2 protein-coding genes are annotated in these 25,294 nt (G+C 53.9%); one reads left to right on the top strand and one right to left on the bottom strand.

Annotated features, from left to right (window positions below; all coding sequences use genetic code 11):
- Nucleotides 1-71: 71 nt before the first annotated feature.
- Nucleotides 72-21,899, top strand: coding sequence for an LEPR-XLL domain-containing protein (locus G0Q06_RS11890; RefSeq protein ID WP_163966271.1), 21,828 nt, complete (start codon nt 72-74; stop codon nt 21,897-21,899).
- A gap of 40 nt (nt 21,900-21,939) precedes the next feature.
- Here the strand turns inward: G0Q06_RS11890 and G0Q06_RS11885 are convergent, their stop codons facing one another.
- Nucleotides 21,940-25,281 carry a LamG-like jellyroll fold domain-containing protein gene (locus G0Q06_RS11885; RefSeq protein WP_163966268.1) on the bottom strand — a complete coding sequence of 1,114 codons (3,342 nt, stop codon included), beginning with the start codon at nt 25,279-25,281 and terminating at the stop codon, nt 21,940-21,942.
- Nucleotides 25,282-25,294: the final 13 nt, after the last annotated feature.

Here is a 25,294-nt window from a genome sequence, read left to right as displayed (position 1 = left end):
CTAAGGGATTATTTAGTATCCCTTGACTGAGGGGATGGAGCGTTACTGCTTTGGGGAAGCAATTAACAGATGTGAAGAATTTTCAGTTGGAGGGCTTGGAGCCCCGGCTCTTGCTGTCTGCTGACGGGTTGTCCGGCATTACTTCACTGGGTAATTCAGATGACCTCGAAGATCCCTTGAGTGCTATCATTGTCGTGGACGACTTGGAAGAAGCGCGAGCGGTCAATGCCATGGAAGAGGACGCGGCTGGCATCTTTGACATTGAGGATAAATCTCTGCTGGAAGCCACTTCAGTGAAAACTGATATCAAGGAGCCGACGACTAATTCTGTTGGTTTAGATCCTGTGGAGGCACTGACAGTTGTCATAAATGAGTCCCAGCAGGTTCCCGAGAGCGAAATCCTTTCTGCCAATCAGGTGAATGCTTCTGAGTGGTCGATGACGGAAGAAATTGTCCAGACCTTGCATGCGGGAAATGGTCCCCCAGTTCTGGAAACCGCGTTGGACCAGCAAGTTGAAGATTCCTCACTGAATACGACGAAAGCCGCAGGGGATTCATTTAGTAATTTCAATACCAGTAGACAGGCTACAGAGCCTGTCTTTTTTAGTACCCTTTCCCATGTGGTCGAAGGCCCGCAGCCCGCATATAGTGAACTCGCTCTCACGGATACGGACATAATGGGGATTATTGATACAATCCTCACAGGATACAGTGACGGGACCTACACTCCCGGAGTGGCCGAGGTCTTTGATTATACCGATCTGACAAAAACTTTAGGAACGGATCTCCTTTCACTCATTTCGCCGGTCATCACCGCAAACACTGATATCACCTATAATCCGACAGACGGCTGGAGCGGGACAATCACCATCGCCGCTGGTGAGGTGAATCTCGAATTGGGCAGCTTTGCCTCAGCGAGCATCACAGATGGACCGGACGGAGGTGATGATGCGGTTGTTGCCACCTATACGATAAGCACCTCAACAGCGACGGACGGCGGATCCTTCAGCATTGTCCTGGATCAAGTCCTCCTGACAGCCCTTGACGGGGTCGTGACAGCCGGTGGTGAAAACCTGACTCTTGCCTACGACCCGACGACGGGTCTTACCGCTGACGGTTACACTTTCAGCAGTGTGAACATCGATTTGTCGACCGGCGCGGATAATTCCGGGACTCAGGTCTTGAGCGCGAGTGGGTCGGGTATTTTTGAAATTAGTGATTCAGGAGTCGCTGCCCAGGCATCCGTCACTTTGGTTTCCGGACCGGCATTTCCTCAGGCAATCAGTTTTGATGTATCCCTTACTTTCAAGCTCAATACGACTGGGAGTCTGGTTACGGACATCGATGGAACCGTCGTTAATTTGCCGGCCAATTATTTCAGTGTTGAGCTGTCACCTGGATCCGGACCGACTGCCGACATATCTATTGCCGGGGGCACCTTCTCCGCCGCATTACTGACTTTGGAAAAATCCGGTGACGATGTCACGGTTTCCGGTTCCAATGTCTCCTTCAATCTGGAGGCAGGTTCCGAGCAGATTATTTCCACGACGAGTAGTGCTTTCGCGATACGCTTTACTCCGGATGGATTGGTCGCGGCGGTACGTGATGCCACTGCTACCGGGCCGGACTTTGGTGGTTCGTTCACCCTGACCGGGTTGGTTGATTTCGATATCAATACAACCGGAGCGGATGCCACGCTACCAGTGATCGGTTTGGTGCCGGGAGCTTTGGGGAGTGTCTACATCAAGGCATCGATAAGAGGGACACCTGCGACCTTCAGTTTTGCCGGTCTTGAGTTTTCCGCCACTCTGCTCGAGTTTGAATACGACGGCGGGGATGTGTCCTTTGTTGGAACGGGACTTAGCCTTACCCTGACCGCTGGGGGAGAGACGGTTTTCAGTGCCACTGCGGACTTCGACTTTGAATTCAACGGGACATCCAATGAGTTCATCATCAACTCGGCTACCATTACCGTGACGAGTGGATTGTCCGTCGGAAGTTTCCTTAATATTACTACGCCTTCTGTGAGCCTGACGAATGTTGTCATCAACTCCAGCGGGTTGGTTTCTGGCGAGCTGCTTATCACGGCGGGCGCAGTCGTGCTGTTTGATGACCAACCTTATACGGCTTCGGTGACAGACCGGGACAATGCAACAACCGATGATGATGATGAATTCGGGATTACCGGGGAGTTCAATTTAACGACGGGAGCATTTGAGCTCACGCTGGACGCTTTTGAATTGGTTCTCGGTGAAGTCTTCACCGCGAGTGCGGTAGGCGTGGTCATCGGGTATGATCCGGAAATTGTGGGGGACCAGGACCTTGTGGAGATCGACTCCGGGACGATCACATTCCCTAAATTGGACAACTTGAGCGTTGCCCTCGAGAACTTCATCCTGAGTACCAACGGATTCCGCTTTGAGTCCCTTGTCATAAATGTGCCGGGTGAACAAAGCCTCGGCTCGGTCCTCACAATCTCAAACTTCACGATTACCTTCACGGACTTTGTGGTCGACTTTGACGCACTCGACACCATCAGCGGGACCCTTTCGATTTCCGTGGCCTCGGCCACCCTGTTCCCATCCGGGCCCATTACCGCGAGTGTGGAGGATACCGATAGCGACGGGGTAGGCCTGATAATTACATTCGTCTTTGTCGATGGCGCATTCGAGCGATTAGAGATTAACGCAGACAAGGTCACCTTTGACATTTCCACTTACCTGACACTCACCGCCACCGGTGTGGTGATCAACACCGATCCACCGGATGCGCGTCCCTTCGTAGTCGAATTCACCTCAATCAGCGGCACCTTCAATGCGGGCCCGCTGGAGAACCTGACGGTGGCTGCGGAGAACATTGGAATAACCGACGAGGGCAAGCTACGGGCACTGCCTGAAGGCGATTTTGTCGTCCGCATCACGGATTTCAGCTCCGACAGCCTGGCCTCCATCGGTTGGCCGTCATTTCTGGGGTTTGAGCTCTCGTTGCTTGAGTTGAAGTGGGAGAATATCGAGAATGCCCCTGAGGACTTTACCATCCGGCTCTCCGGCAGTATCACGACCTTCTTCGATCTGGGTTCAGATTCGGGCCTTGTCATCAGCGGCGGTGTGGAAGATCTGGTCATTGACATCGGCCTGCTGGCTGAGGGGAAGTTCCCCTTCACCAGTGTCGGTGGTTTCTTCGTCTACCTGAAGGGTCCGCTATTCGGTGGTGAAGTTGAGGTGGGTCTCAGCGCGAGGATAGTTCGGATCGATACCAGCACGGATCCGTACACTTTGTTGGCGGAGACGGCAGACCCGAACGGGCCAAACGTAGAGTCTGTCTTCTGCGTGGCCCTGCTTGGTGGCTTTAGCGTACCGGGAATCGGGATGAGCATGCGGCTGGCCATGTCCTCCCGTGGTCCTCTGGCCTTTTACGTGTCAGCCGACATCCCAATCCTACTGGATCCCAATACCGGGTTGACTCTGGGTGGCCTCCGGGGAGGCGTGGAATTCAGCAAGGAAATACCGACGCCGGAAGATGCCTTTGCACTGCGTGATCCTGAATTTGCTCCTCCGGGCGAAAAGACCATGGATCAGTGGATTGAGGAACTGGAACTGCAGGTCCTTCAGCAGGTCATTGACGACGTTTCCTTTGATAATCCACTGGCAATCCTGACCAGCCCAATCACCATTTCTGCAGGGGCGACCCTGTATACTTCCTACACCTCCGAACTTGTTTTCCGTGCGGAGGTGGATGTCTCCATTGATACCACTGGCAAGATTCTGATTAACGCCAGTGCCGTCTTTGGCGATACGCTGAATGCCAAGACCTACCTGTTTGGGGACTTGTCACAGATCGCCCAGGGAACTGGACGCTTTGTCTTCCTTGTTGACTTGCCCGAAGCATTCGCGGGTCTCGATCCCCTGCTGACTGTGTATGGGGAAATCAAGTTTGAATTCCTGATGGTGGGTGGTGATCCAATGACCACGGCCGAGTTGCAGGCGCTTTACCTGAAGGACCGCTTTGTCGACACGTTTGAAATTGAGACCGCCACCACAGTTGAGGAATTTGACCTGACCTACGCGCCTTCCTCGCGTGCCAATGTCATTGTTGAGGTAAACGATTCGCCAGTCACGACATTCACTTTTGCCGATGATATCCTCACCTTGACCGATGACTTGTCCCCGGGCGATAGCGTAACGGTTAGTTATAAGGTGGAAGGAGAGGAAGTCACGCAAAGTGAGGAAGTGCCTTTAGGCGACACCTGGACCGAAGTCACGTTGTCCAATGTCCCAATCGTTTCAGAACTACCAGCTACGGATGCGGCCGTGGCCACAGAGATTGGCCTGGTAGTGAGTGTGGATGACACCGAACTGACCTACGGAACCGATTACACCCTTGATGCTGCCACTTGGACCGTGACCTTCGCAACAGCAGTGGCCGAGGAGTCCGCCATTGTCCTGACGTATCAAACATTCAAGACTTTCGCCGACGAGGCCGCCACTCCCGATCCTGAATTGACTTTCAAGATCACGATTGCCGGTGGAGCCCTGTTCTCCTTGCCGGGTGACCTCTATGCAGCCGCTGACGGCCAACTAATCCTGAGTTTCAGCGCTACCCAGTTTAAGTTATCCTTCTCCGCCAAGATGGATGTTTCCCTGATCGGTAACATTGGCCAGGCAGCTGGTGAATTTGTCGTGCAGTACGGTGGAGATGAATGGGGCGTATGGGGAGCCGTTGAGTTCAGTGCCGGTGAGGGGCTGACGGAATTCCTTGGAGCAGGCGGCATTCACCTGACTGGCATCGTCCGGCTCTCGCTGAACAGCACGGATGAGGCCAAGGTCGTCACACTGAACTTCCCGTTGCCGGGAGCCTTCCCGCCCTATGCACCCGAGGAATTAAATGCCGTCCCTGTGACCATCAAGCCACTATCCTTCACCCTGACCATCCAAGCGGATGTAGCGTTCCGGCCGGCTGGATTGGATTTCCAACTCTTCCGGGTGAACGGGTTCTTCTACTTTGAATTGTCCAATGAAGGTATCGAGGTATTCGCTACCGGAAGCCTCTTCCTTGGTCCCGAAGGAGGAGAAATTCTTGAATTCCAGTGCACCCTTTTGCTGCTTGTGAAATTCACGGTACTCGAAACCGTTGAGTTTGGTGGATTTGAGTTTGATATTGTTGGTCCATATGGGTTTGGGGGCCGCATAATTCTTGCATTGTCAGTGGATGCCGGAGCCATTGGAATCCCGGGCATCAGCTTCAATGCAGTCTTCTCAATGGTGATCAACACCACAATGGAACGGCTTGAATTTGAAATTCCTGTTCTCGATCCGGAGGTCCCGACCATCATGGGACCAAATCCTGATTTCTATGCTGGACTGCCAGGTGAGGAGGCCTTGATCCCTTATGAGATTGATGATGCTGGCACGCGCAAGATCATCATCCCAGCCGGGGCGCCTCCAAGTGGTGACTTTGATCCGGCCGACTGGACACCGGATTCGGCGGGTGTCTACCTCTATATATTCGGTGGTGGCGACATCCAGTTCCTGGATGCCTTATCGATGACCGGGACTTTCACCATCATCGCCCAAGTCACCCCAACAGAGATCACTTTCAGGCTGGAATTTACGATGAACCTGGACTTGGATCCACTGGGGATCGTCCTTGCCACCGGTAGCCTTGAAATCAGTGCAGAAGGAGTTTTGGCCAACATTGCCATTGCCGCGGGAATATCCCTTGGGGAAGGCTTGCCAATAGGGTTCACGCTTTCCGGACTCTTCGCCCTTGAGATCAACACCAAGGATATCCCGGGAACTGTATTGCGGCCCGCGATTGACCCGGACACCTTCCTGCCGACAGGGGAGACCGAGGAAATTGAAGTCGCTGAACATACTGTACGAATCTTTGTGGCAGGTTCAGTGGTCATTAACGGTCTTGCTGAAGGGAAGGGTGGCTTCCAGATAGAATTCTCCGATGACGGATTGATCCTCCTCTGGAGTGGAAATTTCACACTGCTCGCGGGCGATGTGCCCCTTTTGGCATTCCGTGCCAGCGGAGCTGTCGTCCTGAATGATGCTGGCGCTGCTGGACGCCTGAGCCTGTCGGTCTACGACAGTGGCCTGGCTATCCCCGGCATCAGTTTCGGCGGATCCTTCCACGCTGTCTTCAACCTGACCAGTTCCCGGCAGGTGATTGACGTACCCGCGACACTGGCCCTCGAGGGACCTGACCTGACGGAAGGCAATGAGGGCGAAGTCATCAGTTACAAAGTCTGGGAAAACCAGGCCATCATGCCCAAGGGCGCACCCCCGGATTCGCTGACTAACGTTACGGCGCCGGACTGGGATCCGGCAGATACCGGCACCGCTGAGCCCTACTTTGTGGTTCTTGGAAGCGGGAGCATCACCCTTATGGGGCTTGTGGATATTACCGGTATCTTCCAGATCCAAGTTTCGCCAAGCCAAGTGGTAATTGCCATTCAGGCAGGGCTCGATCTGGACGTCCTTGGGACGCCTCTGTTCTCCTTTGACGTTGTGGGTGAGCTGCTCTTGCGGCCCGATGGAGCTGCTGGGATACTTGCCTTGTCCTTGAGTACGGGAACGCCTGACATTTTAGGCAGCTTTGGCTTTAGCCTGAGCGCAACCTTCCAGCTTGAGTTCAAGGCCATTGTCGGGGATGTGACACAGACTTTCTCCGGCTATGTCTTTGGGAATGATGGAACTGTGAGTGGTCCCACGGACCTGACACTCGCTAGCGGGACCTATCTCCGCGTGACTTCCGGCGGAACGCTCACCGTTCTCGATTTCTACAATTTCAGCGGTAAGTTCGTCTTTGAAATATCGGACACGGGCCTGTCCATGTACGCTTATGCTTACCTGCAGTTGGGATTCATTGGCTCAATATATTGTGAAGGCGGGATTATCCTTGATTCCGACGGACTCGTGGCGCGATTTGAAGCGGTAATCGATTTCAGCAGTGCCGCCTTTGGCATATCCTTGTACGGTGGGGTTCGCATCAGCCTGAACACAACGGGTGATGGAGCTTGGTTCCCCGACGATTCCTCGCCGGACAACTGGGTCGATCCGGGCCTCCTTGTTCAAGGCTTTGTCGATATCAACATTTTTGATATTGTCTTCCTGTCAGGTAATATCGGTTTCCAATTGGGGCAACAAACGGATGTCGTCATGGCGGACGGCTCAACCAAGACGGTGAGCATCACCTCCCTCAGTGCCACCAATGTGGTCGCCTTCGTTGGTGCCAATGGTCCGTATTGGACGGATACTGATGGCGATGAGGAGGTTGATCCCTCGGAATTGAATGGGGACTCGGTCGGCTTCCATGTGACGGATTTGGATTTCGGCATGCTCTTTATGGAATCCGTGGGATTTGGCGACACGGGTTTCTATCTCGCCCTGAAGCTGAACATATTCGATTTTGGTCTGGTAAATGTCCCTGGAGTTACGGCTTCCGGATCCTTTAATGTCGAATTGAACGTTGGTATTGGGCTGTCTGGGTTTGATCCGAGTATCGTGCCCGTCGATCTTTCGGCCAGCTTTGGTGAGGCAGTTGTCCTGTTTGATCTTCTGGATGAGTCCGGGGATGGAGTCCTCGATGTGGATGAGCAAAATGATGCCTTCACTTCGGGCTATATCGGGGTCGATATCACCTCGGTTTCGCAATTAACCGCCGTACTGGATTCGGGCAGTGGGCCACCGGATGGCCTCCTTGAAATGAGCGAGGTTGAAGGCTTCCTTTCAAGCAGCTACAAGTCTGCGAATGCGGCTGCCCTCTCTGCCCTTGACGCCAACAGTAACGGGCGCGTGGAGAGTGGATTCGAGGTCTTCACTGGCGATTCTTCGGCACCGGTCATGCTCGACTTTGACGACTTCCAGATCACGGTTCAACTGGGTGGTGAAATCGGTTTGGCAGGCATCTTCCGCCTGTCCGGGGTTTTCCTTTTTGAGCTGGATCCGAACGGGCTGACTGCCTTTCTTGCCGCAACCCTCGAGATCGGTCCGGACATCGGGGCCATTCCGGGTAGCAAGATTTTTAACATGAGTGCCCTCGGTGCCCTCGTCATCAACGGCGACGGAATTGCCGCGGATATTGATGTATCCCTCTCGGTTGGAGGGGCCTTGAGCAGTGTGATCAGCTTTAATGCCTCAGCGCGAGTGATTTTTAACTACACTGGCTCAGACCAGTCGATCACGATCCCAGCACGGTTTGTTGAGTACCTGACTGGTGTGACAGACCTGAGTGAAATACCAGGATCGACAATTGCGGATTCCCCGGGCCTGGAAGGATTGGTTGTGGAGGGTGAGGGTGACCTGGATTCCCGTTTCACCGTACACACGGACGGATCGGCAACCTTCACAATCAGCGGTGGTGCGCCCAGACTGGACGGAACCTTTGAACCGGATGGTTCATACTTCCTCGTATCCCTGAATGGGCAACTGACGATCGTCAGTGCCTTTGTGATCACCGCCGACTTCCAGCTCAAGGTTAGCTCCCTCGGACTGGAGATGGGCTTCAACGGCGACATCGACATTGGTGGCTTCATTACCCTGGATATTGACGGTGGTGCCGTGATTGAGGGTGGAGTCTTCGCCGCCTACCTGAGTGTTGCCGTCGATTTTAATGTCATCGGCGTTAATATTAACGGAGTTGCCATCCTGGAGATTAATTCAGGAACAGGTTTAAAAACCGTCTATGATGCTGAAGGTACTGGACACCCGGTAACCGGAAACACCTACATGGTGACCTTTAATGTCGAGATCGATCTCTTTGGTTTCTTCACCGCCAACGGTTTCATCTATGCCGGGCTGGTGGACGGTAACTTTGCCATCAATGTGGTGGCCACACTCGACTTTTATGGTGAAGACTTCGTGAGCATTGAGGGATACTTCAGCGTATCCAGTAGCGGAGCGGTCACTTTCCGTTTCACCGGTACGGTGACCTTGGACCTTACATACATGGGCTTCGGGCTTTCGGGAAATCTCTCGATCACGATCACAAACACGAGCTTTACTGGAAGTGGCTCCGTGGCGATTGTCCTCTTTGGTGAAAGTTTCAACATCGCTGCGGCCGAACTGACGGTCAATTGGGGCGATGGAAGCTGGTCCATCTATGTCGAAGGTCCACTCAGCGTCTGGCTGCGTGTCTCTGGAAATGCCGACGGCTCCTACACCATTACTGGTGGACTCGGATTCCTTGAAGATGTCCTTGAAGCCTTGGGTGATGCTGCAGAAGCGGTCGCAGAGGCAGTTGTGGATGCCGCAGAAGCCGTGTGGGATGCCCTCACGTCCCTCGGTCAGGCTATCCTTGAATTCGGTGAGGATGTGCTTGAATTTATTGATGGAATCCTGACGGACATCGGTGACTTCTTTGAGGGGCTGTTTGATGAAATTGCCAGCTGGTTCAAGAGCAAAAAGACTGAGGTCGAGGCAAAGACCATTTATCCTCAGTACACCTACACAACCAGTTTGTCGTCCAGCGGTGTCCTCACGATCACCAACAACAATACCTCATCCATTGATAATGAGTTGGCCTTGGCCGTGGTTGATACATCGGAGGGAATGAAACTCATTGTCGATGCGCCTGATTTTACCGATAGTGTCCTCGTTGCGGTGTCGCGCTATTACACGCGGTATTACTATTGGGACGGCTGGCCGCCCTTTGGCCAATGGAGCTCCTGGAGCTTGCAGAGCACCGATAATATTTACCGGAACATCACTTTCTCCAATATGCAGAGCTTTGATGTCGCTGATGTTACCCAAATTGTGATCAATGGTAATGGGGCGGATGAAGTCATTGTCCTTGATCCGGATAGCATAGATATCGATACGGATGTATATGCGGCAGGTGGTAATGATGTGATTGTAACCGGCAGTGGGGATGACTACGTCGAAGCCGGATCCGGTAATGACATTGTCTTCACAAATGACGGAGACGACATCCTGAAGGGCGAGGCCGGCAACGACAAGTTGATGGGTGGATTTGGAGATGATGAACTCTATGGTGGCATCGGCAATGACCTGCTTGATGAAAATGAGTGTCGGACTGACCAGCTCACCCTGATCACGGAAACTAACATCCTGAGCGGCGGTGACGGGGTGGACATCCTTCTAGGATCGCCCGGGCGGGACACCATCGAGGGTGGAGATGATAATGACGTGATCACAGGCCTGGCCAATGACGACACCTATGTATTCAGGAATGACTACGGAACGGACAACCTCGTGGACGGCCTCGGCGTTGAAACCATGGATTTCAGCGCCATGACTCACAATCTGGATGCGGCCCTGACCGATTCCGGATTCACCGCCAGCGCGGGCACTGGGAATTACCTTTTTGTTGATGATGTCATTCCTATCAAGACGTTTAAGCTTGGATCAGGAAATGATGACTTTGCCATCTCAGCGTTCCCTGTAAATCCCTCTATTCCTGCAATCCCAGTAATCCTCATCACGGATGCCGGCGGGGCCGATACCTATGATTTGGATCTTGATCCGGCGGATGCCGCGCTGAATCTCTCCCGGATCAATATCTTGGATAACGGGGGTAGCGTGGATTCAATTGACCTTGATCTGGATTCGACAGGCCTCCAGCTCTACATACATCCGCAGGCTGTGTTGCTGGACAATTTCGAGCTGACCTACAATTCCGGTGTGGAAGAAGTAAACATCACCGATAACGCATTGAGCACGACCGTCACGACGAGTCCCTCCAGTGGCTTGACCGAGTTGCTGATCGGCAGCGAGGTCTCTCTTACATCAGCAACCGGCGGTCCGATCACTTTGCTTGGCCGGGGTGATGTTACACTCGAGGCCGGATCGCTTATCAGTACAACAGGCAATGTAACAATCTATGGCGATAACGATGACCTCGACTCAAATGGTGCCGTTATCCAACTTTTGGGCACGATCAATGCCGGCGCGGTCATGGTCCATGGTGGCGATGATGATGACACGGTGACGATTGGAAATGTCACCAGCGGTACAGAGACGACGATCTGGACCTACGGCGGTTCCGATACGATCAACGTACGCACGATCAATGCGGAAACCACGGTCAATGCCGGTAATGACAATGACACAATCAATGTTGGCAGCCTGGCTCCGGCCACGGGTGGAAATGTCAACGGGATTGACGCCGGCCTGATCGTCAATGGAGATGGCGGCTCCGACACGCTCAACGTGGATGATACGGGTGATACGACCGCCAACACTGGTGTCCTGACCGGCACTCAAATCACCGGCTTGGGAATGGGTGGTAGCATCGCCTATGACAGCATTGCGACCTTGAACATAAACCTTGGGTCAGGTGGTGACACATTTACGGTCGAAAGCACGCATGCCAGTGCCACGAACCTGAACTCCAACAGTGGCAACGATATTATCAATGTCCGGACCATTAGCGGGACCACCACAGTCGACAGCGGGAACGGATCCGACACGATCAACGTGGGTAATGAGGCTGGCACGGTCAACGACATCAGTGCGGCACTGATTATTGAAGGCAACAATCCCGCGAGCGGCAGTGACACCCTGACCATCGATGACACTGGGGACACCGTGGGCAATACCGGCATCCTGACGAGTACAACAGTAACCGGCCTTGGCATGGCGGTGGGCATCACCTACACGGGCATCGAGCACCTGATCATTTCCCTTGGCAGCGGTGGCGACACTTTCACGATCAATAGCACGCATGGATCCGCGACAAGTCCCTACCAGGAAGAAACCATCCTGAATACGGGAGCCGGTAGCGATACCGTTCATATCAACAATGTCACCGACCTGCTAATGGTGAATGGTCAGGATGACGTTGATACATTGAATATAAACGGGACTGGAACGGGCAGCGTATCGACCCTCCACGGAAACAACGGCAACGACATCTTCAACATCCGGGCCATGAACGGCGAAGTTGAGGTCTTTGGAGATGCCGGGAATGACACCGTCAATGTGGGCAGCGTGGCCCCAAGCCTGCCCGGAGTGCCGACAAATCCGACCGGTAACATTGACGCCATCAACGGACTGCTTGCCGTCGACGGTGGAGCAGGAATTAATGACATCCTCAATGTCGATGACTCAAATCCGGCAACAACCAACAAATCAGGTACCTTGACGGGCACCACCATCCGGGGTCTGGGACTGGAAGAAGGCATTGATTACACCACACTTGAGACCCTGAATATCTGGCTCGCCTCAGGCGCCAACACCTTTACCATCAACAGCACACATGCCGGTGAGACAACTGTTTCCACTGCAGCGGGTGCAGACACCCTCCACATCAACGATGTCAATGGCGTTTTGGTCGTCAACGGTGAGGCCGATGCCGACACTTTCAATGTCAACGGAACCAGTGCGGGCAGTGATTCCACTCTCAACGGGGACGGCGGCAACGACACCTTCAATGTCCGGGCGATGTCTGGCCCAGTCACCGCAAATGGTAACGACGGATCTGATACATTCAATGTTGGCAGCCAGGCCCCGGCCACCGGCGGCAATGTCAACGGGATTGATGCCAGCCTGATTGTCAATGGCAACGGCGGGACCGACACCCTCAACGTCGATGATACGGGCGACACGGCAGCCAACACCGGCACCCTGACCAGCACCCTTATCACGGGTTTGGGAATGGGTGGCAATATTACCTATGGCACGATTGCGACACTGAACATCAACCTCGGGTCAGGCGGTGACACCTTTATTATTGAAAGTACACACTTTAGCGCGACAAACCTGAATGCCAACGGTGGTAGCGACACCATTAATGTCCGGACCATCAGCGGGACCACCACGGTCGACAGCGGGACCGGATCCGATACGATCAATGTCGGAAGCCTGGCACCCGCCAGCGGTGGCACGGTAAACGATATCAGCGCGGCCTTGATCATCGAAGGTAATGATCCTGCCAGTGGCAGTGATCTCCTGACAGTCGATGGCACCGGGGACACCGTGGGCAATACCGGAACCTTGACCAGCACTACAATAACCGGCCTTGGCATGGCGGTGGGCATCACCTATTCGGGCATCGAGCACCTGATCATCTCGCTGGGAAGCGGTGGCGACACTTTCACGATCAATAGCACGCATGGATCCGCGACAAGTCCCTATCAGGAAGAAACCATCCTGAACACGGGAGCTGGCAGCGATACCGTTCACATCAACAATGTGACCGACCTGCTCTTTGTGAACGGTGAGGACGATGGCGATACAATCAACGTCAACGGGACTGGAACCGGCAGCGTTTCGACCCTTCATGGGGACAACGGCAACGACATCTTCAACATCCGGGCCATGAACGGGGAGGTTGAGGTCTTTGGAGATGCTGGGGATGATACCGTCAACGTGGGCAGTGTGGCCCCGAGCGTGCCCGGAGTGCCGACAAATCCGACCGGTAACATTGACGCCATCAACGGACTGCTCACTGTCGATGGTGGAGTAGGGACCAATGACGTCCTCAATGTCGATGACTCGAATCCGGCCACCACGAACAAGTCAGGCACCTTGACCGGCACGACCATCCGTGGTCTTGAGTTGGAAGAGGGAATCGATTACACCACACTTGAGACCCTGAATATCTGGCTCGCTTCAGGCGCCAACACTTTCACCATCAACAGCACACATGCCGGTGAGACAACTGTCTCCGCTGCAGCGGGTGCAGACACCCTCCACATCAACGATGCCAACGGCGTTTTGATCGTCAACGGTGAGGCGGATGCTGACAAGGTGACGGTCGGATACACCAGTGCTGGAAGCGCAACCACGATCTACGGCCAAGGCGGCAATGATCTAGTCGCGGTGCGGACAATGGATGGCACGGTGACTATCGATACCGGGGTTGGCAGTGACGTCGTAAACGTGGGAAGCAATTCCACGCCTACGGACAATCCATCCAATGTTGGCGGTGTCCTTGATGGCATCCAAGCTGCACTCGTGATCGAAGGCAACGAGCCCACTAGCGGGAGCGATATTCTGAACATAGATGAATCCGGGGAAACGGATGATGACAGTGGTATCCTGACTTCAACGACGCTCACTGGATTCCAGATGGCTCCGGCGGGCATTACCTACACGGGCTTTGAGTACTTGAATTTCTGGATGGGGACCGGTGCCGATGAGCTGTACATTGTCAGCACGCATGCCGGAACGACGAATGTCCATGGCGGAGATGGATCAGAAGTCGTTGGTGATGTCGATGATCGTGTCCACATCAATACAATCGCTGGCCTGACCACCGTGCATGCTGAAGAAGGGAATGACTTGATACAGGTCAACGTCATGTCCGTTGGAGGAGCCTATGTACGGACTTATTTGAATGGCATTGATGCCATCCTCAACCTGCACGGAAATGGCGGATCTGACACCTACCGCATCTTCCTCGCCAATGAAGGAGAGGCCTTGATCAACGTCCATGACCAGGGGGCACCAGACGACGGTGTGGACGTGCTGGAAATTGAAGGATCCCTTGCCGATGATCTATTCCTCCTGCGCAAGGAGTTTGTGGCCTTGATCAACGACTTTGATGGAAGTGGCGGAGTGAGCTCCGGCGATCTTGTTGAACGGGTCAACTACAACGAAGAGATCAACGCCCGTCTCATTGTTAGTGCCCTGGACGGCAACGATAAATTGTATGTCGACGACAACAGCTCGATCACGACCCTCGATGGTGGTCCCGGCAATGACTTCATCCAGATTGGGCAAGTATTCAATACCCCGCGGGATGACCGTGGTGGCGAATTTGATCCGTCACTGGTGGGAATTGAACCGGATGATCAATTTGCAACCACAGCGGTCTTCACCGGTGTCATCAAGGACGCTGATGGAAATGTGATTTTTGACCCGACGACTGACGAATTGGATGCGACTGCCGCGCAGGCAATTGAAGATGCCCGCTTGCTGGCCTTGGCTTCAGGTGAAGGACTTGCTGGGGTGGGGTACATCAGTAATGGCATCACCCACCCGACGACAGCCTTTGGAGGGGACGGCAACGACACCTTCTCCACGTATCACAATTTGGCCACGCTGCGCCTCGACGGTGAGGCCGGTAATGATGAGTTTATTGTTCGGGCCTTTGTAAGGTTACCATTTGAAACTGTGGATGAGCAGGCCGAAACCGAGGTCGATGGAGGCGCGGATGAGGACTTGATCGCCTACACGATGAATGCCCCGGTCAGCATTGAGGGCGGAGATGGCCTGGATACGCTTGTCATCATTGGAACTGTGTTCCCGGATAATTTTGTTGTGACCAAGGATGGTATTTTTGGAGCAGGCCTAAGCGTCCGCTTCACCGGAATTGAAAAGGTTGAAGTCGATACACTCGAAGGAGATGACAATATCTTTGTCCGTAGCACGGGTGAAGGCGTGGTCACCACCGTAACGGGTGGAGTGGGCAGTGATACGATCGAAGTTCTTGGGGATGTCACGGGGGAAATCTTCACCAATGATCTTTTCGGCCAGTACAGCATTATCGGCCATAACTCGGACGGCGCAGACTTTGATTACAGCGATATCGGGATGCCGGGCCTTGAGGTTCTTGTGATTGATCCGGGTTCCGGCCAATTGGTGGATATCACAGAACCGGACAGCTTCACCCGAGTTGGCGAAGGCGGATTACTGGATAGTTACTTCATCATGTTGACCGGCAGTATGCCCGCCGGATTTGATGCGGTCTATCTGACGATTTCAGCGGGTGTCAGCAGTGCCAAGGATCAGTCAGCCGGAGGTGACAGCATTGAAGTTTCCCTGGATGGAGTCACATGGTCAAAGGCTGTCGTCCTGACAGTTGATTCCGGCTCGTTCGGTGATTTGGTTGGGATTCATGTCCGGGCAATTGATGACGTCGCTGAAGAGGGCGAACGGCTCGTCATGATCAGCCATAGTATCAACAGCGGACCTGGAGCCGTTGCTTACGAAAATTATGCCCTGCGGGATGTTGAGGTGACCGTGATCGACAATGATCTGCCGACGCTCGTCATTGACCAACTGGATCCGGGTACACTGGCCGTCGATTTCATGACCAACGTTCTGGAAGGGGGCTTTACGGATCTCTACACGATTGCCTTGAATGCTTCTCCTGCTGCCGGGGAAATCGTCCTGGTAACAATCCTACCCGATAGCGATGTTAATCTCAGCATATCGAGCCTGACATTCACTGAAACCAACTGGTTTCTCCCACAGACGGTGATCGTTTCGGCAGCTGATGATGGCGAATTTGAAAATACCGAGTTGAGCAAGATCGTCCACGTGATCAGCACGGATGGCCCTGTTTATTCCGGCTTGGACGATGTCGTGATTGAGGCAGAAGTTTACGACAATGAAACACCGGGTCTCATCGTCCGTGAATCAAACGGACAGACGAAGGTCTTTGTCGGCGCCTCCACGGACACCTATGCTTTATTCCTGGCAAACGAGCCAGCAGATGATGTGACGCTCTCGATTCAAACAGACGAGAGGACGCTCGTTCGCCTGGCTGGAACAGCAGACCCATTCCTTGATTCGATCGAAGTGACCTTCACGGCCGCAACCTGGAGCGCCGGAATAGAAATTGAAGTCCAGGGCAACGCTGGTTTCACCGGCAGCACGGACACGCGCCCATTCGCTTATCAGGTGCACACGCTTGATCATCTGCGCGGCCCGCTTATCATTAATGGCGATATTTCTCCCTTGAGTGATCGTTCACTGCAGCCCGCTGTCACCCTGCCGACAGAAACCGATCCGGTTCCTGAATCGGGCGATCCATCCGGTCCCGTTGGCGAAGTTGATGATTCCGCAAGTGTGGATGTTCTCAATATTTATAACGACGGGAGCCAGACGCCTGCGAGTGGTCTGCTGACTTACCGGAGCGATGTGGAAAATGTCGGCTACGCGCTTGAGGGCTTTGGAATGAGTGATGATCTGACCTTGGATCAAGGAACCCCGGGCATTCCTGATCTCGTGACCTTTGGTGGCGGAATCAATTACGGTGATCTGGAAATCGTGGAAATCCTTTTTGGAAAGGCTGAGGAAGACCTCCTCATCAATGCCACCGCTCACGATACAATCACGGTCGTCCACGGTGGTGGAGCTGATGATTCGATGACGGTTATTGAGGAAGGTGGCAATCTAACCGTTAAGGGCCCGTTGATCCTTTATGGAGACACCTCTGAAAACGGATTACTTCCCGGTGGTCGCTACAGCGGAGTTTCCGGCGTTCTGAGCGGAAATGCGCTGGCCTTTAACAATCCCGGAAATGACACCATAAATGGACAGGAATCCAATGCCGTCCTGACAATATTTGGTGGCCCGGGGAATGACATTCTCATCGGTAGCACTTCTGGTGACCAGATTGCTGGTGGTACGGGATCTGATTGGATATTCGGTTGGTCCGGTGATGATCACATTTATGGGGATTCTCAATTCAATGTGCATCTGGACACGCTCCTGACCATCCTCAGGACGACAGATCCGGCAGATCCGGATTATGATCTGGAAGCGCTTGAAATCATCCTCGGGGCAGAGGCTTCTTCCGACTTTATCCGTGGCGATGATGGCTTGGATGTTATCCTCGGTGATCATGGTGTGATCACACAAGGCGAGGGAGTTCGCCGCATTTTCTCATCCGCTGATGTGATCAGGGTCGAGTCAACCAATCCGGATCAGGGCGCGGGTGACCTTGTCTATGGTGGATCCGGTAACGACCTGATCCTTGGTGGAACTGGTGCCGATTATCTCCACGGAGGGAATAGCACGCTACCCTTCCCAGCTGTCTTCAGTGCGGAACTGGCAGTCACAACAAATCCATTTGATACCGTTAACCTCGACGGATTGTTCACCGTTCTTCAGGGATTCAGTGAATCACTGCCAGATGACGATGTCGTCTTCGGCGATCACGGACGGATCGAACTGTCTTCAGATGATCCGTTGAGTATTGTTTCCACTTACTACACAGTCGGGGATAATGACCGTCTTGAAGGTGACTCCGGTCATGATGTCCTGATTGGTGGCGTCGGGCTTGATGAAGCGCATGGCGGTCTGGGCAATGATCTGCTCTTGGGCGACCTTGGGTTTGTCCTACTTGGAGTTCGCTCAGGCAGCCTCTTTGGTCGGATTGATACAGTCCATGCCGGATCAACCGAGACAGAGCTTCTGATTGGAAATGACGATGTCCTCTATGGAGATGCGGATGACGACATCCTCATGGGTTCCGTTGGTTCCGACAGGATCGATGGCGGATCAGAGGACGACATCATCTTTGGTGACAACGCCGTGATTGATCGCGCCTTGCGATTGGGGAACATGACCAGTCTGCGATTCCAGGAATTGTTGGATGGTACGATCTATGATCTCGCCGGTTTGGTTCAGGTTGATGGGATTCCGCAGCTTGATCCTGCCGGAGGCGCTGTCTGGTCAGACTTTGCCATCATGTTCCTTGACCATTCAGACACGACTCCTGTCGCCCTCTACGGCAACGACTACATCGCTGGCGGGCCACAGAGTGATATGATCTTTGGCCAACTTGGTGATGATGTGATTCAGGGCGATGGCTCGATTGGTCTGACCGAAGATGTATCGGCTTACCGCGACAGCAGCGGTGTCCTTCAGGTAACCCCATCCGTTGAATCCCTCACAGACGGCGATGACTACATCGAGGGCAACGGTGGTAATGATGTCATTTTTGGTAACCTTGGTCAGGACGACATTGTTGGCGGAAGCTCCACACGCTTTGGGCTGGGAGCTGATGAGTCGCTTCGTCCCGATGGGTCAGACCTGATATTTGGCGGGGCCGGAGAATCAAGCGATTTGGCACGGAATTCCCACGGTGACTACATGCACGCACGTGATGCCGACACAATTGTCGGGGACAACGCCAACATTTACCGATTGGTCGCAGTCAATGGAACGACAACATTCCTCAGTTTCAATTACGACAACCAGGCCCTGAATGCTGGTTCGGCAACGCTTTACGACTCTACAAATCGGCTGATTGTGCGTGCGGTCCAGCTGGTTGACTACACCCGAGGTGGCCCGGATTGGTTGGGCGAAGGGGCTTTCTCCGCAGCCTGGAATGATAATGGTGCCACGGATGAAATCCATGGCGAATCCGGGGATGACCAGATTTACGGAATGGTCGGTAATGACATTCTCTTTGGCGAAGCGGCCGATGATGATTTGATTGGTGGCTGGGGCCATGACTGGATCTCAGGCGGCACAGGCGATGATGGCGTCCTCGGTGATGATGGCCGGATTTATACCAGCCGTAACACTGAGCTTGGGGAACCCCTTTACGGCATCTCCGGAATTGATGCGAAGGATCTGAACCTGGTTATCACAACACCCGGAAAGATTCAGCAGGCCCTCATCAATGTGGAGAACGAGTTGAAGAAGACCGTTAACCTCACGCCATTCAACTTTGGATTTGATGCCTTTACGCCATTGTATGATCCGCTCCATGCAGACGATATCATTTACGGTGGGCTTGGGAATGATTTCCTCCATGGCGGTTCGGGCGATGATCTGGTGTCCGGGGCAGAAGCACTACCCGAGGCCTGGTTCGCGGTTTACGGACCTGGCGGCTCATCCACCGATGTTCGTTCTGACTATACGGTTCCATACAATCCCGGAAATGCGCTGGCATATGAAGCACTTCGGGTAGAGGAATTCGGAGCCTACGATGAATACAATCCGCTCAGGAAGATCATCCTCTCAAGCGGTGAGTACTTCACGAACTTTGATGCGGCAGACACGGGTGCTCCGTTCGGCCTTACAGCGGATGGCTCAATCGATACGGTATACACCGATGGCAATGACCGGATCTTCGGTGACCTTGGCAATGACTGGCTTGTCGGTGGAACCGGACAGGATCACCTCTACGGCGGTTATGGGAACGATTTGATCAATGCGGATGATGATCACGATAGCACTGCTACCGGTGCGGATCCGCTTGCCAATGATATCCCAGACACTTACGCCAGCTACCAGGATATTGCTTACGGTGGAGCAGGGCGTGATGTACTGATTGCCAACACAGGTGGAGACCGACTCATCGATTGGGTAGGGGAATTCAACAGCTTCCTCGTCCCATTCGCACCGTTTGGTGCAGCAACGATTAGCCGGACTCTACAGCCACAACTTGCCGAATACCTGTACGATCTCTCTGAAAGTGATGGCGCCGATCCGACGCGTTCAAGTGATTCAGGCACGGAAGTATCCCGTAATGGTGAACCGGAAGGTGAACTTGGAATGGTTCGTCAGCAGGACTTTGGCTGGCAGGATCAAACGGGAGCTCCCGATGATCCACAACCCGGAAATATTGCCGGCGGTAAACGCGATGTGCTCCGGGCAGTCGGCTTCAACAACGGTAAGCCGGAAGGATTCTACATCGACAGCGGTAGTTGGACTACTCAAAACGGCAGCTATTACGTCGAGCCGGCAAGTATTGGTGGGGATGCCTTGAGCGTGTTCTATGTCGATTCGTATATCCCGATTTATTATGAAGTCATGGCGACGCTGAATCCGGTCAAGCCGAATGGCGGCTTCAAGAGCAACGCGTACCTGGTCTTTGACTACCAGAGTTCCACCGATTTCAAGTTTGCCGGTATCAATGTCTCGACTAACAAGCTCGAGATCGGCCAGTACACGGCGGACGGATGGACAGTCGATGTGCAGAGCCCGCACCTTGGCTCCCTTAAGTCCAATACACCTTACAACGTCCTCCTGGCAGTGAACGGGACGACCGTGACTCTCGTCGTCGATGGCAGCAGCGTACTGACGCACGAGTTTGAGGCCGTCTATGATGAATACGGTATCCTGCAGGGCCTCAATGACGGCATGATCGGACTTGGTGGACAGAACTCCCGCGCAGCAATTGATAATGTGGTTGTCCAGCGCATAGCCCCGGAAACAACCTTTGTCCTGGAAGACAATTTTGATTCGGATCTCAACAACCTTTTCCTGACCCCGGTCGACGGTGCATGGTCTGCCGGCAACAGCCTGTATCGAGGAACCGTGGTGGATGATCCAGCGATCAGCCTGATTGGTATCGAGGTTGCCCCGGCTTCCCTGATCCGTCTGCAAGCAATCCTGCAAACCTCCGGTGAATCCGGTTTTGTCTTCGATTACTACGATGCCGACAACTACAAGTTCATCACGATTTCCAGTGAGACCGACGAAATCAGGATTGGGCACATCACACGCAAGGGCGTTGTTGTGGATGCGGTCTACACGTATGATACACTCGATCTTGGATCTCTCCAGGAACTGGATGCTATTCTCAAGGGGAATACGGTCAGTGTCAGCCTGAACGGGAACCTTCTCCTTAGCCATGCCTTCAATGCTTTGGTAACCGACGGAGACTACGGATTAATCGGTTTCAGCGGAACAACTGACTTTGACGAAGTGGTCTTCCAGACGGATGATCCGGCCCTTGCTCCTGAAGATGGTGTGGATCCGGATCCGATCATTCTTGTTCCTGTCCTGGTTCTCCCGGAAATTGTGGAGGATGTTTCAATGAGTGAACCGGAAGTGGAAATTGTTGAATCCATCGACAAGCCGGTTTCCCTTGGCAACCCTGTTGATCACACAGCTTCAGGCCGCGGCTTGATTGCCCCGAATCACCTGGGGGATACATCGCTGGTCCTTGACGCGTGGCCGGTCAGGCAGGTCTTCTTTTCAACTTTGAGTAATTCCGACAGCGCGAAGGCCTCTGCTGGCCAATCCTCAGACAACCCTGTTCCTCAAGAACCGGTGGACACTTCCAATGATGCTCTGTTCCACACATGTTTGCGGACGATTGAGGGATTTGGGGCACGTCACCTTTCCTCAGCCCACGAGATTGATTCGCGACTGATTCATATGGATCAGGGCGTGCTCATACGGCTCCATAATGAGCTACTCGAGGACGGGCCGGACGCGACCCTGTCTGTTTATTGATCCCGTTTGAATTCGAGGGGGAGAATCAGCCGCAGTTTCTTTACGGCATTTGAACAACGCGGTAATAAGCGTTATTCCGGTCCCATGGAACAATCATGGTTTTCCGGTCACCTGTTGCCTGTTCCCGGGCTCCAATGGGGAAGAAGTGAATGAGGTCCGTACTCTTCTGCACTTCATAATACAAACCGCGGATTTGATCCCATTCCAATTTGAGATCCTCTTGAGGGGTCACGGAGATGCTCATGTCATTGAGATAATTCAAGATGCTCCCGTCGAAGTAGGGAATGCCCAAGTCCCATGCGCCCAAGCCGCACAAGGCTCCCATTATTCTGCCAGGGCCGTCGTCCGCTGGAACGTGGATGCCTCCGTAGAGCCGTGAAATACCTGCTTGATCGGCAGCGTCATAATAGGTGGCCCATTGGAGGACAACGGTATCAGAAGGCCCGTATTCAAAGTCCAGGCTGCCTGGTTCCTCCGTGTGGGTGGCCATTCCGCCGGGGAAGAAGGCGCTACCGGTCAACTGGGTAAGGATCTCCGCGGCGGCGCGGCTGAAGGTGCTGTGACCGGAGACAAATCCGGCAAAGGCAGGTGTGACAAACGTGTCGCGCTGATAGGGTAACCAATCGACTGCGCGAATCCATTCTGTTCCGGTAAATTGGGACTCGGGGAACAAGGGCTCACCGCCCCAGCTGTAAATGGCAATCTCCCCGACGTGGTCTGAAAGGTGGCTGTGCCGTTGTCCCGGTGATGAGCTCTCAAGGGTAATCTCCTCGACCAATCCTTCGACGAGGGGAAGACCGTCCGGATGGAATGAAGAGCGGCTGGGATCGGTTGATTGGCCGAGTCCACCCATGTAGCGAATCGAAGAGATGGGACGGACAAAATCATATGCACGTTTGCAGTCCCATGCAGCCACGGCGGCATCGTGCAGGGCGGCATTGATCAGGAAATACATTTTGACATCCCATTCGAGAGGCTCGAGTTCCGGTCCTGCCCCCCCGAAGCGGCGCTCGAAGTCGGGATGGTCAATGACAGAATTCGCAATGTCATTCCAATGGCCGGGCGGGGTTTCCGAATCGGGTCCATCCGCCCAGTATTCGGCGATGACTCGGCCGAAGTCAGCCCGCCTGACCCAGTTGGGCGGGTAGGGGGCGTTGGTGACCGGATTCACCGCGTGTCCTTCCCCATCATTGGCCCCTAATGAATTGTTGCCCATTGCACCGGGCGAAGCGTCAATCAATACGCCATCTTCTGGATCCAGATAGCTGCTGAAGCGAATGACTTCGAGGTTACCAGTTTTAAATGCATCGTCCGAGTCAGGATCGCCGAGTTGCGGGGGCCTGCCTGGATCCAAGTAGACCTCGTCGGTAAATTCCCGCATTAAACCGAATGGCCGGACATCTCCCCAGTGAGAGCCGAGGAATCCTTGGACGGTGGATTCAAGGACTTGTCCATTTTGGGAAAACTGCAGGACAAACTCGAGCGGTTGCCAACGATTGGGGTCGTTCATGGTGGTTCCCGGCAGTCGGAGTTCAAGGGGAGGATTGACAGGGTCATAGGTGTTATCGCTAAACCCCTGAAGTTCATTGGACCCATCTGAGGCCCCCCATGCAATGATGGCTTCGGCAATGCGATTCCCGATTGCTTCGGGGCTGCTTCCCAAAGTGGTTGTGATATTCGGATCGTAGCCGAGTTGACGCATCACCTTGTCAAAGGAGGCCTGACTGGCTTCAGCGCTTTCCAATGGCGTGAGCGGATGAGGGTAGGCATTGTATTTTCGACTGAGAATCCTGTAAGCGGCATAGGTGATCGCCTTCCTTTGGCCCTCCGCCAAATCCGAAGTGGTTGCATCCTCCCGGAACAAGTATCCGACAGCGACCGGGTCATAGGCCGCCCATGCGTCCCACATGGCGACAGAAACATGGAATAAGTTCCATGCGTGGACAGCGGGGTCCGGGAAGGCGAGCCGGATTGCCTGGAGGTTTTCCTCGTTCCAAACACGGGCGATGGAACGGACTGGAATGTCATTGGGGGAAGCAGGGTCCGAGGCAAAGGCCACTTCTTCACCGTCGAGAAACCCATCAGCATCACTGTCCTCTTTATTGGGATCGGTTCTGTTCTCGAATTCCTCGAGGTTGGTCAGGCCGTCCCCCTCCAAGTCCTCATCGGGATTAAGTAAAGTGGTCGACGTCCCGTCAGTATGCATCAATTCAAAGGAATCCGGTATGCCATCTTCATCCGAATCCAGCTTGAGGGCCAGCACGCGGTCTGCCGTGAGGTTACCGCGGTAAATTCTTACGTCATCGATAACAGCAGAAGTATTGGAATTTTCGCTACTGGTCCATGCACCAATGGTCATCGGCATTTCCCCGCCGGGCTCGTCAAGGAAAGTGCCCTCGGCAAAAATGGTCGTATCTTCCAGCACGCCATCAATATAGAGAGAGTGCCGTCGGTTACGGTAAGTTACCACGATGTGTCGCCAGACACCGTCCCCGACAGGGGTTGTACCGGTGAGTCGAATATCCCCTTCAGCTCCACCATAAGGTTTCCAGATGACCACGGCGTTGTCCGGATCAGCGCGGTCAAGGGAGAGGATTTGCTGGGATCCGGTAGTGTCCCCATGTCTGGCTATCACTGCTCCGTAACTGCCGGCCTGATTACCGTCCTGAGTTCCAATCCACTTGACCCACATTGAAATGGTTCCAATTTGCAGGGCATTGAGGGCGCTGCCATCGGACCATTCAACGTAGCTCGTTCCATCGAAGGCGAGTGCTCCATCAGGAATGCCATGTCTGTCGGTCGTGTATTGAGGAAATGCAGATGCGGTGCCTGAGTCTGATGTGAGTTCATCCGTCAAGTCCCCGTCAAGTTTCCAGTAGCGTAAAAGGAAACTTGGAGCCGAGGTGTCGCGGCTCGGATCCGTTCCGGCATCCGCTTCTTCCTTATCCGTAAATCCGTCAAAGTCGGTATCGGCGCGAATGGGGGAAGTTCCAGTATTCCGGATGGAGATGAAAATCCCGGTATTCGTCTCGACGCCGTCGCTGAGTCCGTCGCCGTCGGTATCCGATTTCAGGGGATTGGTTGGAGGAACAAAATCCGTCCCGGCAATTTCTTCACCATCGAATAGGGTGTCATTATCGGTATCCTCATTCAGGGGATTAGTCCCGGCCAGGTATTCCTCAAGGTTCGTCAATCCGTCCCCGGCACCCCCGAGTTCGAGATCATCCCCAGGATTGAGGGCGGTGGCAGAGGTGGGATCCGTGTAGCGGAGCTCAAAATCATCCGGTAGCCCGTCGCCATCGATGTCCATACCGAGTACGGGGACAACGGACAGGGCACAACTGAGAATCCCTGCAATATTCCTGAGATAAAGGACTCCCATGACCCGAGGATCA

The organism is Oceanipulchritudo coccoides (assembly GCF_010500615.1).
Taxonomy (GTDB): domain Bacteria; phylum Verrucomicrobiota; class Verrucomicrobiia; order Opitutales; family Oceanipulchritudinaceae; genus Oceanipulchritudo; species Oceanipulchritudo coccoides.
This window is presented reverse-complemented; position numbering and strand designations above follow the sequence as displayed.